Source organism: Streptomyces sp. NPDC054813 (assembly GCF_053611365.1).
On record NZ_JBSHAF010000007.1, the window covers coordinates 258,132 to 271,510 of the forward strand.

At 68.7% G+C, this 13,379-nt stretch carries 12 protein-coding genes; 10 read left to right on the top strand and 2 right to left on the bottom strand.

The genetic code is table 11. The annotated features are described in order from the left end of the window. Window positions 1-145 precede the first annotated feature (145 nt). Complete coding sequence (locus ACWGJB_RS16700; RefSeq protein ID WP_453380891.1) at window positions 146-763, top strand: malonic semialdehyde reductase; 618 nt, start codon at window positions 146-148, stop codon at window positions 761-763. Window positions 764-1,072: 309 nt separating this feature from the next. Here ACWGJB_RS16700 and ACWGJB_RS16705 read toward each other — a convergent pair whose 3' ends face one another. Beyond that, window positions 1,073-1,600, bottom strand: coding sequence for a hypothetical protein (locus tag ACWGJB_RS16705; protein ID WP_453380892.1), 528 nt, complete (start codon window positions 1,598-1,600; stop codon window positions 1,073-1,075). 441 nt (window positions 1,601-2,041) lie between these two features. On the opposite strand from ACWGJB_RS16705, the gene ACWGJB_RS16710 reads away from it, so the two are divergent. The 9 genes from ACWGJB_RS16710 (at window position 2,042) to ACWGJB_RS16750 (ending at window position 12,052) form a co-directional block, all read left to right on the top strand. Beyond that, entirely contained in the window at window positions 2,042-2,671 is a 630-nt protein-coding gene (locus ACWGJB_RS16710) for a hypothetical protein (RefSeq protein WP_453380893.1), read from the top strand. Window positions 2,672-3,010: 339 nt separating this feature from the next. Continuing rightward, window positions 3,011-4,522, top strand: coding sequence for an MFS transporter (locus tag ACWGJB_RS16715; RefSeq protein WP_453380894.1), 1,512 nt, complete (start codon window positions 3,011-3,013; stop codon window positions 4,520-4,522). A 221-nt stretch (window positions 4,523-4,743) separates the two neighbouring features. Further along, window positions 4,744-5,331 (top strand): TetR/AcrR family transcriptional regulator, encoded by a 588-nt coding sequence (locus tag ACWGJB_RS16720; protein WP_453380895.1) that lies wholly within the window; start codon window positions 4,744-4,746, stop codon window positions 5,329-5,331. 311 nt (window positions 5,332-5,642) lie between these two features. Further along, window positions 5,643-6,272 (top strand): hypothetical protein, encoded by a 630-nt coding sequence (locus tag ACWGJB_RS16725; RefSeq protein WP_453380893.1) that lies wholly within the window; start codon window positions 5,643-5,645, stop codon window positions 6,270-6,272. Window positions 6,273-6,362: 90 nt separating this feature from the next. Then, window positions 6,363-7,691, top strand: coding sequence for a Dyp-type peroxidase (locus tag ACWGJB_RS16730; protein WP_453380896.1), 1,329 nt, complete (start codon window positions 6,363-6,365; stop codon window positions 7,689-7,691). Window positions 7,692-7,727: 36 nt separating this feature from the next. After that, complete coding sequence (locus ACWGJB_RS16735) at window positions 7,728-8,900, top strand: DUF4331 family protein (protein ID WP_453380897.1); 1,173 nt, start codon at window positions 7,728-7,730, stop codon at window positions 8,898-8,900. After that, a complete protein-coding gene (locus ACWGJB_RS16740; RefSeq protein WP_453380898.1) occupies window positions 8,897-9,970 on the top strand; it encodes a tetratricopeptide repeat protein in 1,074 nt (357 codons plus the stop codon). The genes ACWGJB_RS16735 and ACWGJB_RS16740 overlap by 4 nt, the downstream gene beginning before the upstream one ends. Before the next feature lie 219 nt (window positions 9,971-10,189). Continuing rightward, complete coding sequence (locus ACWGJB_RS16745) at window positions 10,190-11,236, top strand: zinc-binding dehydrogenase (protein WP_453380899.1); 1,047 nt, start codon at window positions 10,190-10,192, stop codon at window positions 11,234-11,236. Window positions 11,237-11,329: 93 nt separating this feature from the next. After that, window positions 11,330-12,052 (top strand): GTP cyclohydrolase II, encoded by a 723-nt coding sequence (locus tag ACWGJB_RS16750; protein ID WP_453381010.1) that lies wholly within the window; start codon window positions 11,330-11,332, stop codon window positions 12,050-12,052. A 172-nt stretch (window positions 12,053-12,224) separates the two neighbouring features. Here the strand turns inward: ACWGJB_RS16750 and ACWGJB_RS16755 are convergent, their stop codons facing one another. Further along, entirely contained in the window at window positions 12,225-12,917 is a 693-nt protein-coding gene (locus ACWGJB_RS16755) for a hypothetical protein (RefSeq protein WP_453380900.1), read from the bottom strand. Between the last annotated feature and the right edge of the window lie 462 nt (window positions 12,918-13,379).

The window sequence follows — 13,379 nt, forward strand, 5'->3', positions numbered from 1 at the left end:
GGGCCGGGCCCCCCCCGCCCTCGGTCACCCCGGGGGTGGGGGGGGGCCGGCGGGGCCCCCCCCGCCCGCGCCCCGGGGGGGGGGGGGGGGGGGCCCCCCCCCCCCCGCCACCACACACAACCGAAGCAAGAGAGAAATGATGAGCATGACCGACCGCGAACCGCAGGCCCTCGATGTCCTCGACGACGCCGGACGAAAGGTGTTGTTCACCGAGGCCCGCACCGCGAACACCTTCGCCGAGGTGGCCGTCGCCGACGACGAACTGGCCATGATCTGGGAACTCGCCCGCTGGTCACCGAGCGCCGCCAACGGCCAGCCGCTGCGCGCGCTCTTCGTACGCACCCGCGAGGGCAAGGAGCGACTCGTCCGGCATCTCGACGAGGGCAACAGGGCCAAGACGCTCAGTGCACCGGCCGTCGCGATCCTCGCGTACGACCTCGACTTCCACGAGCAGATGCCGACGGTCTTCCCTGCCCGCGGCGACATGCTGCGAGCGGCTTTCGCCGACCAGACCGACGCGCGCGCGAGCATGGCGGCCTACAACTCGGCACTGCAGACCGGAGTCTTCCTGCTCGCGGTCCGCGCGTCGGGCTTCGCGGCCGGTCCCATGGCGGGCTTCGACAAGGCCGGCGTGGACGAGGAGTTCTTCGCCGGTACCAGCTGGCGCTCGCAACTGGTGGTCAACATCGGTCACCCCGGTGCCGACCCGTGGTTCCCGCGGCTGCCCCGCGTGCCCGTCGAGGACGCCGTCGCCTGGGCCTGACGGCACTGCGGCCGCCTGGCGGGGGAGAGGCGCCATGCCGTGGGCGCCGGTGCTCCGCTGAGCACCGGCGCCCATTTCTCACGCATCGCCCGCTGTCCGTCGGCCTGTTGCCCGGCGCCGGCCGGAATGCCGACAGGTGCCAGGCAGGAGGGTGCCGTTGGGCTCCTCCTGCCTGCCTCCCGGGTGCGGTCAGAAGTCACCGATCCGGAGATCAGCGACCGCCTCCCTACCGTCGGCGGTTGTCACGGCGACGTGCACGGTCTGAGCCCACCCGTGCCGACGGCGCCGGGTTCGCCAGTTGTCGCGGGCTCAGTCGTTGTAGGACCGGTTCCAGTAGTCGTCGGACCTATTCGAGTTGGTGTCGTGCCGGTCCCCGTCGCGGTCGTACCGGTTCGAGTCGTGGTCGTACCGGTTCCCGTAGTCGTCGGACCTACTCGAGTTGTTGTCGTACCGGTCCCCGTCGTGGTCGTACCGGTTCGAGTCGCGGTCGTACCGGTCCCAGTCGTTGCCGTGGTTCCTGTCGTGCTTCCAGCAACGGTCCTCGTCGTCCCAGTAGTAGAAGTGACCGCGGCGGTCGTACCGGTCCGAGTCGGCGAAGCGGTCGCTGTGCTGTCGGGCGCGGTGTCCGTCCTGGCGGTAGTCCTCTGCGGTGGTGTGCCGGTAGGCAACACCGCGGTCTCCGCGGTGGTCGTCGGCCTCGACGCCGACGGCCGGGCGCTGCACGTGCGCAGACTCAGAGACCGCGGCTGAAGCGGTGCCCCCGGCGCCGAGAACGGCGCCACCCGCGACCGCGGCGGAGGCGGCAGCGAGAGAAATGCGCTTCGTGAGCTTCCTCATGGTTTTCTCCTTCGTATGGGCGTCGTCCGCAAACCCGGCGACTTCTGCGCCGGTGATGCGGTGCGCCCGTCTATGTCGAAGCCGTATCGGCGAGTTCACCCCTCGTGAGGGCGTGGCCGGCGGCCATCAGTCGAAACGGAGGCCGCCGTTCCGGCGAGGCCCACCGCTGCGTTCCATACGATGTATGGAAGTACAGTAGTATCAGAGAATGTCCAGAAATGCCCAATGCGGTGCCCATGGTGCCGAGGAGTAACTCGCCGGATCCGGAGCCCTGATCGAGAGTCTGGTGACGCAGGCCACTTTGAGACAAGTTGACTCATAGATGCTCTGTGAGTCAATCTGTCTCACATGAGGGGTCGTGAGAACACGGATCCCCTGACTGTCCGCAGCTGCCGCGGATGCCCTCGCATTCGCGCGCAAGGTCCCCAAATGGAGGAAACCATGACCGCTACGACCACGAAGAAGGCGGGCAAGGGCGCCACCGACGGCGTCGTTTCCGAGATGGCCACGTACTTCCACATCAAGCCGGGTCACGAGGAGGAGTGCGCGGCGGCCTGCCGGCGGATGGTCGAGGCCCTGAAGCAGGCTCCCATGGCCGCCACCATCAAGACCGGTCTGCGTGACACCCGCCACGTGCTCTTCAACAACGGCACGGAGCTGCTGTGGGCCACCACCTTCGAGACCGAGTGGGAGCCCTACATCGACGACGCGTTCCTGACCGTCGGCTTCGAGCACTTCGTGGACTGGATGCAGCACACCGTCGAGTGGGACACCAAGATCGCCCCGTGGATCGAGAAGTCCGGCGGCCTTGAGTCGCTCACCGGCGACAAGACGCGCGAGGGCTTCGAGGAGCACATCATCGCGAACATGGCCGGCATGAGGTGGATCCTGCAGGACGGGCAGCAGAAGGCCGCCGCCTACTGGAACCCGGTCAGCTCCCTGACGATGTCGGAGATCACCAAGGCCGAGCGGATCAACGCCGCCTTCCAGGAGGTCCTGGACGACCCCGCCGCCGAGGAAGCCCTCCAGCACCCGGCCCTGCAGCCCCTCCTCGCCCAGGCCGCCAGCTGACCCACCCCACACCCCCGGAGGGGGCAACACCCCCGCCCCCTCCGCGACCTCGGTATGACCACGACTCGAAGCGGTACGACCACGCCTCCATCCGGTCCACCGACGACCGAGGCCACGACGACCGGGTGAGACCAGGCGGCCACTGATCTGGGAATCAGCGACTCCTGACCGCGCCCGGGCGGCAGGTGGGAGGGGCCCGACGGCACCCTCCCGCCTGCCCCGTCGCGGTCCTCTTCACCGGGGCGGCCACGCCGTCCCGCAGCCGTACCTGATCTCTCCGGCCGTTGCTGTCTGCCTCTTTCCGTCATATCCCCGTCCGCCGCCTGGAGCGCTGTCCTCATGACACAGAACGCCATCGCCGCCGCTCGCGGCGCCGAGACCGCACCTGAGAATTCGTCTGTCGACCCGTCACGCCGGCGCCGCTGGTGGATCCTGATGGTCATCTCCCTGTCCATGCTGATGGGTGTGCTCGACGGCACCATCGTGAACATCGCCCTGCCGTCCGCCCAGCGCGACCTGGGCTTCTCGGACGCCGACCGGCAGTGGGTGGTCACCGCCTACGCGCTGGCCTTCGGCAGCCTGCTGCTGCTCGGCGGCCGGATCGCCGACCTTGTCGGGCAGAAGGTGACCTTCCTGGTGGGTCTGGCCGGCTTCGCGGCCGCTTCCATGGTGGGAGGCGCGGCGAACGGTTTCCTCATGCTCGTCGCCGCGCGCGCGGTGCAGGGCGGGTTCGCCGCCCTGCTGGCCCCGTCCGCGCTGTCGATCCTGATGACCACCTTCACCGAGCCGCGCGAGCGGGCGAAGGCCTTCACCGTCGCGGGCTCGGTCTCCGGTGCGGGCGGAGCCGTCGGCCTGATCCTCGGCGGCGTACTGACCGAGTACCTGGACTGGCGCTGGACCATGTACGTCAACGTGGTCTTCGCGGTGGTGGCGTTCGTCGGCGGCGTAGCCCTGCTGCACCGCACCCCGCGCAACACGTCCTCGAAGCTCGACGTCCCCGGCACCCTGCTGGTCTCCGCCGGCCTGTTCTGCCTGGTTTACGGTTTCTCGAACGCCGAGACGCACGGCTGGGGGGCGGCGTCGACCTGGGGAATGCTCGCGGCCGGCACCGTCCTGGTGGCCCTCTTCGTCTGGCGGCAGAACAAGGCGGCATATCCGCTGCTGCCCCTGCGGGTCCTGCTGGACCGCAACCGCGGCGCCTCCTTCGCCGCCCTGTTCGTCAGCGGCGCGGGCATGTTCGGCGTGTTCCTGTTCCTGACCTACTACCTGCAGCAGAGCCTCGGTTACAGCGCACTGAAGACCGGCTTCGCCTTCCTGCCCATGATCGTCGCATCGTCCTCCGCCTCGGCCGTCGCCGCCAACGTCCTGGTGCCGCGCGTAGGCCCCAAGCCGGTGGTACCGGTGGGCATGGCCACAGCGGCCGCCGGACTGGTCTGGATGACCGCGCTGGACTCGAACAGCGGATACCTGACGCAGGTGGTGCCGCAGCTGGTGCTCGTCGGCGTCGGGCTGGGCACGGTCATCGCGCCCGCGATGAGCCTGGCCACCGCCGGCGTGGCCGCCGCCGACGCCGGCGCGGCGTCCGCCGCCGTCAACACCGTCCAGCAGGTCGGCGGGTCCATCGGCGTCGCCCTGCTCAGCACGATGGCCTCCGACGCCGCCACCGAATACCTCTCCGGCCGCAACCCCAAGGACCCCGCCGTCCTGGCCCAGGCCGGCCTCGAGGGCTACTCCACCGCCTACTGGTGGTCGGCGGCCATCTTCGTCATCGGCCTGGGCGTGACCGCCCTGCTCTACCGCCGCGGCGTGCCGCGGCAGGACGAGAGCGCCGCGCCCGTCCTTCACATGTGACCGACGAACTGGGCGGTCCGGGCGAGGCGCGGCCCGGGCTGCAGTCACCTGCTCCGACAGCTGCCGTGCACGAGGAATCCAGAGGGGGAAGTGTCCGGGTACCTTTGACGGGCGGCGCCGGGGGAGTCGTGCGGATTCTCTGAGGAGTACCGCCCCTTTTTGAGACAGAATGTCCCATAGTAGGCTGTAAACCGCACTGTCTCACGGAAGGGGTCGACGAGGTGGAAGACAGAACCGATCCGCGTCTGTTGCGCAGCCGTGAGGCCATGGTCGCGGCGGCCACGGCATTGCTCACGGAGAGCGGGCTGGAGGCCGTGACGCATCAGGCGGTGGCCACCCGTGCCGGCGTCGGGAGAGCCACCGTCTATCGGCACTGGCCCGGTCTTCTCGACCTCCGCCTCGCCGCACTGGAAGCCGGCATGCCGCCTCTGCCTCCGATGCCTGAGGAACTTCGGGCCGCGTCGGGCGGCGATCCGCGAGCGGAGCTCGTTCACCGTCTGGGTGTGCTTGCCGAGCGGTGGGACGACGAGCAGGCCGGCGCCGTCCTTGCCGCGATCCTCGGCGGTTCGCGGCACGACGAAGGCATGCGCCGCCTCCGGGAGTCACTGCTGAACCAGATCGCCGACGCTCTGCGTCCCGCTGTCGCCGCGGCCGTGGAACGCGGCCAACTCCGGCCCGACGTCACCCCCGAGACCTTCGCCATGGCCACCGCGGGCCCCCTGTTCTTCGAGCGCTTTCTCGCCGGGAACCGCCTGGGGCGTGACACCGTGGACGTCGTCGTCGATGCCGCCATGCGGGGCTGGTCCTAGCATCGTCGAGTCCCCGGCGCGGCCGAACGTCCGCCGCTGGGCCGGGGCTGATCGAGGCGGCAGTCCTTCGCTCCGGTGAACAGTCGCGAGGCCCTGTAACCGTTGCGGATTCCGCCGATCCGATCCGGTCACCGTGCACCTGTGAACTGAACCGGTGTGACGCAGGCCACTTTGAGACAAGTTGACTCATAGATGCTCTGTGAGTCAATCTGTCTCACATGAGGGGTCGTGAGAACACGGATCCCCTGACTGTCCGCAGCTGCCGCGGATGCCCTCGCATTCGCGCGCAAGGTCCCCAAATGGAGGAAACCATGACCGCTACGACCACGAAGAAGGCGGGCAAGGGCGCCACCGACGGCGTCGTTTCCGAGATGGCCACGTACTTCCACATCAAGCCGGGTCACGAGGAGGAGTGCGCGGCGGCCTGCCGGCGGATGGTCGAGGCCCTGAAGCAGGCTCCCATGGCCGCCACCATCAAGACCGGTCTGCGTGACACCCGCCACGTGCTCTTCAACAACGGCACGGAGCTGCTGTGGGCCACCACCTTCGAGACCGAGTGGGAGCCCTACATCGACGACGCGTTCCTGACCGTCGGCTTCGAGCACTTCGTGGACTGGATGCAGCACACCGTCGAGTGGGACACCAAGATCGCCCCGTGGATCGAGAAGTCCGGCGGCCTTGAGTCGCTCACCGGCGACAAGACGCGCGAGGGCTTCGAGGAGCACATCATCGCGAACATGGCCGGCATGAGGTGGATCCTGCAGGACGGGCAGCAGAAGGCCGCCGCCTACTGGAACCCGGTCAGCTCCCTGACGATGTCGGAGATCACCAAGGCCGAGCGGATCAACGCCGCCTTCCAGGAGGTCCTGGACGACCCCGCCGCCGAGGAAGCCCTCCAGCACCCGGCCCTGCAGCCCCTCCTCGCCCAGGCCGCCAGCTGACCCACCCCACACCCCCGGAGGGGGCAACACCCCCGCCCCCTCCGCGACCCGCGTGACGACTCCGTCCGCGCAAGACAGTTGGAAGGCATCATGAGCATCGAGAAGGGCAACGCCCTGGAGCTCGACGACATCCAGGCCGCCGCTCTGGAGCCGCGGCCGACGCCCTACGCGGGCGCCTATCTCGCGCTGCGCGTCGACGACCGGCGGCAGGGGCGCGAACTACTGCGGCGGCTCACCCCGGCCCTCGACTCGGTCGCTTCGTTCGACCCCAAGCGTCAGGTCTCGCTGGCGGTGGCGCTCAGCTTCCAGGGCCTGAAGTCCTTGGGGGTGCCCGAGGAGTCGCTGGCCGGCTTCCCGGAGGAGTTCCGGGAGGGCATGGCCGCGCGTGCGGAGTACATCGGGGACGTCGGCGAAAACGCGCCGGAGAACTGGGAGGGCCCGCTCGGTTCGAAGGACGTGCACATCGTCCTGACCGGACTCGCCCCGGACACAGCCCGCCTGGAGACGGTGGTCCTCCTGATCCGCGACGCCCTGCGCGATCTGCCCGGCGTCGTCGCCGTCTGGCAGCAGGACGTACACATCGGACCGGACGAGAAGGAACCGTTCGGGTTCCGGGACGGCATCGGTCAGCCGGCGATCGAGGGTACGGGCATCCCCGGCACCAATCCGTACGAAGAGCCGCTCAGGGCAGGCGAGTTCATCACCGGATACAAGAACGAGACCCACGGCATCACACCCGTTCCGCAGCCCGAGGTGCTCGGGCGCAACGGAACGTACGTGGCCTTCCGCAAGCTGCACACGCGAGTGGCCGACTTCCGTACGTACCTCCACGAGCGCGCCACAGACCCCGCCGACGAGGAGTTGCTGGCGGCCAAGTTCATCGGCCGATGGCCCAGTGGCGCCCCGCTCGCACTGACGCCCGACAAGGACGATCCGGAACTCGGTGCCGATCCCGAGCGCAACAACGCGTACCTGTACGGCGACGACCCGGAGGGGCTCAAGTGCCCCGTGGGCGCCCACGCCCGGCGCATGAACCCGCGGGACGCCGTCGTCACCGGTGAGGTGCGCCTGCACCGCATGATCCGGCGCGGTACCACCTATGGTCCGCCGCTTCCCAAGGGCGTGCTGGAGGACGACGGCGCCGACCGCGGCATCATGTTCGCCTTTGTCGGAGCGCACCTGGACCGGCAGTTCGAGTTCGTCCAGCGGCAGTGGGTGAACGACGGCAAGTTCATCGGGGCGCCTGCGGAAAAGGACCCGCTGATCGGCACGAACGACGACGGCGGGTTCACCGTCCCACGCAAACCGATCCGCCGCCGCTTCAAAGGGCTACCGCCGTTCGTCGTCAGCCGGGGTGGCGAGTACTGCTTCATGCCCGGACTGTCGGCGCTGCGCTGGATCGCCGACCTCGACACCTGACCTCTCTCACAAGCAACACGACAAGGAGCGTTTCTCATGGCTGACCACTTCTCCGGACCGCGTGCCATCGCGGACCCCGCGTCCGACATCTGCGACGTGTACGCCTTCCCGAGCCCGGAGCGGCCGGGAAACCTGGTGCTCGTCCTCAACGTGCTCCCTGCCTCGGCCCCTACGGCCCTGTTCTCCGACGTGGTCACGCACCGTTTCCGCGTCCGGCCGGTCGCGTCCGTGAGCGAGGGCGCCGCCGCGGCGTTCCAAGTCGGCGAGGACGAGTACGTCTTCGACTTCACCTTCGACGCCCCCCAGCAGGTCGGCGGCACGGACACCCTGGTCCAGGCGGGCACGTGCCAGGCACCCGGCGGCCGGAAGGTCTCCTTCCAGGTGGGCAACGAGGTGCCCGCCGAGGCCGACGGACTGAAGATCTTCGCCGGGTCGCGGCTCGACCCGTTCTTCATCGACTTCGTGGGTGTGATCGCCACCGAGGCGACGGGGAAGCTCGCCTTCAGGTCTGACGCCGACAACGTTCTGGAGGGCCTGAACACGCTGAGCATCGTGCTCGAGATCGACACCGCGGTGCTCGGCCCGGCCGCAGGCCCGCTGGTGGCGGTCGTCGGCGAGACCCTGACTTCCGGTGGTGGACGCCCGGTCCGGCTGGAGCGCATGGGCCGGCCGGAGATCAAGAACGTGATCATGTCGCCCAAGAAGTTCGACACCGTCAACAGCGATCTGGAGATCCGCGACCTCTTCAACGAGGAGGACGCCTTCAGCATGCGGCCCGACTACGCGGGCGCCTACCGATCGCGGCTCAATGCCAACCTGGCCTTCTACGACGGCCTGGACGGCAAGACCGCCTGGCCGCTGGACGAGCAGGGTGCTCACCCGTTGACCGAACTGCTGCTGGCGGACTTCCTCGTCGTCGACCTGTCCAAACCCTTCTCCGAGGACGGCTGTTTCGAGATCGAGACCGCCCTGCTCGCCGGCCGCCCGCACACGACCTGCGGCGGCCGGTGGCTCAACGACGACATCGTGGACACTCTCTACACGCTGGTGGTGGGCGGCATCGGCGGCGAACGCATCAGTGACGGCGTCGACCAGCCGACCAAGCCGGCCACGCAGACCTTCCCCTACCTCAACGCTCCCAACGGGACCCCGCCGGACCTGGGCGCCCGTCTGGCCGCGCTGGCGCCGCCCCCCGGGGAAGCGGCATGACCGGGGCGTCTCCCCAGGAGTGCGAGCCGCTCACCACGAACGGCACCATCGCCGTAACGAATCTGCACGGACAGATCGACGGCCTGGCCGTACGGCTCAGCCGTGCGGGTGGCGAGGAGAAGCCGGGGGCTTCGTCGGCGGTGGCGCAAGGGGCGGCCCTGATCGACCTGCTCAACCTCCGAGGCCACATCCTGGCCCGCGTCGCCGACTACGAACGGGCTGCGGAACTCGCTGAGGAACTCGTACGCGTCGCACCCGAGGACGGCACCGCCCTGCTCGCCCGCGCCAGGACGCGGGCGACCCTGCACCGCTTCGCCGAGGCCGTTGCCGATCTCGGCGAAGCCGGCCGGAGGGGCGTGGACGAGGCCACGCTGGACGCGGAACGAGCGGTCGTCCTACAGGCCCTCGGCTGCTACGCGGATGCCATGGCCCTGATCCGCAAAACGGCGGACCGGCAGAGCGACTTCACGACGCTCGGCGCGCTCGCCGTGCTCCAGGCGGAGCGCGGGGAGGTCACCGAGGCGGATCGGCTGTTCGGCGAGGCACGGCGTCACTATCGGGGGACGTCGCCGTTTCCGCTCGCCCAGCTGGACTTCCGGCGCGGTGTGATGTGGCACCGCGAGGGCGATCCAGATGCGGCTCGCTCGTGCTACGAGGCCGCCCGGCGGCGGGTGCCCGACTATGCGCCGGCACAGGGCCACCTGGCCGAGGTCGAGTTGCTCCGTGGAGACCCTCAGGCCGCCGTCGCCCTCCTGCGTCCCCTCACCTGGGCCAGCGACGACCCCGAGTACAGCGGCCACCTCGCAGCCGCGTTGGACGCGTGCGACAGGTTTCATGAGGCGAACCAGTGGCGCGAGCGCGCGGCGGCGGGTTACGACGAACTGGTGCTGCGTCACCCGGAGGCCTACGCCGACCACGCGGCCGACTTCTGGCTCACGGTGGGGGCCGATGTCGAGCGGGGGCTCGAACTGGCGCTGCAGAACCTCGCATTCCGCCAGACGGCCCGAGCCCACGCCCTGTTCCAGCGCGCCGTCCTGGCGCAGAACCGAGTCCCACAGGCTGCGCCATAGCCGCCGGCCGGCGATGCCGGCGATATGGAGCACCGACGGGGTCGGCCGGACGGACCGGCATGCCGTTCGGCCGCCCCCCAGCCCGCCGGGGCACATGTGACTCGGCCTCTTACCGACTGAGGCCCCCCTCGCCCCCTCGCATCGCCCCTCACCCCCTGTGGTCCCACGGACCGTGCAGCACTCCAAATCAGCAACCACTACCCGGGAAGGCCCAAAGCGATGGACACCATGCTGGCAGGACGCGTCCACCTGGACACAAAGAAGTTCGTCATGGAGGAGATCCCGGTACCCGTGCCCGAACCGGGCGAAGTACTGATCGAAGTGAAGGCAGCGGGCGTGTGCCTCTCCGACCTCCACCTCATCGACGGAAGCATCACGCCACTGCACTTGAACTCCAACGTGCTCACCCTCGGGCACGAGATCTCCGGTGTCATCCATTCCCTGGGCCCCGGACTCAAGCGCAACCTGGCCGTCGGCACACGGGTCGCCCTGCAAGCGGGACAGCCCTGCGGCGAGTGCGCCCGCTGTGTCAGCGGCGGCACGTGCGTATCGTTCCGCGGCCGCGGCGTCGACTACGACGGTGGCTGGTCCCAGTACACGATCGCCCGTGAGGACACCGTCGTCCCCATCCCCGACACACTTCCCTTCGACCAGGCGGCGATCATCCCCGACGCCGTTTCCACCTCGTACGCGGCCCTGGTCGACACCGTGCAGGTGCGTTCCGCCCAGGCCGTGGGCATCTGGGGAGTGGGCGGAGTGGGCGCCCATGCTGTCCGGCTGGCCCGCATGATGGGTGCCACGCCGATCATCGCCGTCGACCCGCTGCCCAACGCGCGTGAGCGAGCTCTCGCGTTCGGCGCCGATATCGCGCTCGACCCGTCCGACCCCGGTTTCGAACAATCTGTGCTGCGGGCCACCGACGGCCTGGGCCTGGACTACGCCTTCGACTTCGCGGGCGTTCCCCGGGTCCGGGAGCAGGCGTCGCCTCTCCTCGGTAACCACGGTGCGCTCGTCCTGGTAGGTATCACGACCGAGCCGCTGAAGATCTCGGAAAAGATGACCTTCAACCTGAAGAACAAGAAGGTGTTCGGACACTACGGATCCTCATTCGATCACGTCTATGAGCTGATCCGGTTGGCCGGCAGCGGCCGTCTCGACCTGGCCCCGTCCATCACCGACCACATCTCCCTGGCCGACGCCCCCGAGGCGATCCACCGCCTGGAGAACAAGATCGGCGATCCGATCCGCCTCATCCTCGTTCCCTGACGAGTCGACCGACGACGATGGGCCGCCCCGGCGATGGAGTCGGCCCATCGCGCGACCAACCCCCGCACCGCCGCCCAGGAGAAGCAGACCGACATGCGCGACTCAGGCAACGCCACCGCATCCAGCGACAGCAGCAGCGATCCGACGAGCCTGTCGGCAGCCACGGTGCGCACCCGCGTGACGGTCCCGCTCCGCTTCGGCGACGGCTACCCGGTGACCGCCGACCTCGCAACCTTCCACCACCTCGCCGACGGGCAGGAACATGTGGCCGTCGTCCTCGGTGACCCCGCCGACCGGCCCCCGCTGGTCCGCCTGCACTCCGAATGCCTGACCGGCGACGTCTTCGGCTCAGCCCGCTGCGACTGCGGCCCCCAACTGCGCGAGGCGGTCAAGCGCATCGCTGACCGCGGAGGCGTCCTGCTCTACCTCCGCCAGGAGGGTCGCGGCATCGGCCTCTACAACAAGCTCGACGCCTACTCCCTCCAGGACCAGGGCCTCGACACCTACGAGGCCAATGCAGCCCTCGGGCTTCCCGAGGACGCCCGCGACTACACCGCCGCCGCGCAGATGCTCACCGCCCTCGGCATCTTTGAGCTGGACCTACTGACCAACAACCCGGACAAGGCGGCCCAGCTGCGCACCCTGGGCCTCACGGTGGCCCACCACGTTCCCACGGGGGTCTTCACGACGGACCACAACGTCCATTACCTCCGGACCAAGGTAGTCCGCACCCAGCACACGCTGCCGCTGACGGAACTGACGTCGGGCTGGCGGTCGACGATGCGGCAGAAAGGAAGGGCCGGCGACTCCCTATAGCGGGAAACGGCCCAAGTCCGCGCTGACCGGCAAGGATCGGTGACGGCGGGGCCACGGTCTACCGTCACCGGCCACAGCAACATCTTCCTCTGACCACTCTGACCAGCTCCGACCGCAGCCGGCGGGGCGTCGACACATGCGCCATGGCGAAGCCCGGGACCGTCTTCCCACTCTAGAGATTCGTGCCGGAGTCGCCCTCGTCATTCAAGGAGTCCCGCCGCTTCCTCTCGCCCGGAGCAGAGAGGTCCTCCTGCTCGTCCAGTAGCTCCAGGAGCGCGGCGTCTGCCTTCTGCTTGTCCTCTTTCGTCAGTTCAAGAGGGGCGTTGCTGTAGACCGTGTACCGGTCGGGATCAATGATGTTGGCGGCCCTCAGGGTGAACGTCAGAAGGGAACGCCACCCTTTGCGGTGGCCGACTCTCGCCTGAAGCTGGACCTTGTAATTCCGGGGCTCCGGAACGAATCCGGAAAAGGGTGCCTCGAACTCGATGAAGAGCTGCTTCGCTTCTCGGCCGGCCACGGCGAATCCGGCCGGCAACGTCGGCTCGTCCTCCGGTCCGGGTTGAAGACGGGACGGTGAGGAAATCCACAGGAGTGGCAGATGGGAGGCGGTCTCATCGGGGAAGGTCAACCTGAGATCCTGCACGATTATCGGCTTGGCGCCGGTGTTGTGAAGGACGAGCGGAAGCCGCAGGCGAGCCATGGAGCAGTGGACAATCGCAGCAAAGGAATGAGGCTCCCAAGACCTCAGGTGCCCTTGCCGGGCGTTGATCCACCAGAAGGACGCGACGGTAAAGATCAACGCGCAAACCGACACAACGCCGGCACCAGGAATTGATGGAAACGCCTCCTGAACTGCAGCAGCCATCAACGGAAACACAAATTCAGTGTGCCAGCCCCAGGGTGCGCACGCGAACAGAACTCGGTGGGGTGGGGCCCTTGAGCTGCTCAGCCTCTCGTTGTGGAGCAGCTGGTCTCCGTGATCCTGCGGCGATGAGGTGCGCCAGCAAAGCGTCCGTGACGATGCGCCCAGGCTCGGGCCCCGGGCACCACCGCCTCCGTTTCCTGCAAAAAGGTCTCGATTTCCCGTGTCGGAGCTTTGGGCAGGCGCGTACCAGCCGTCTACGACTTCCTCAGTCCCACCAACGAGTCCAGGTGACCGAGGACCCCGGCCCCCGTCACCGGCGCCTGGCGGTCGCGCAGCGGTTGGAGTCGCTGTCCTCGCAGATGACGGCGGTGCGGACGCACCTCACCGTCGTGCGGGTCGGGGAGGTGGAAGCGACAGCGGCCGAAGGCTTGGTGGAACGGGTCCGCGACGCGGTGCGCGGTC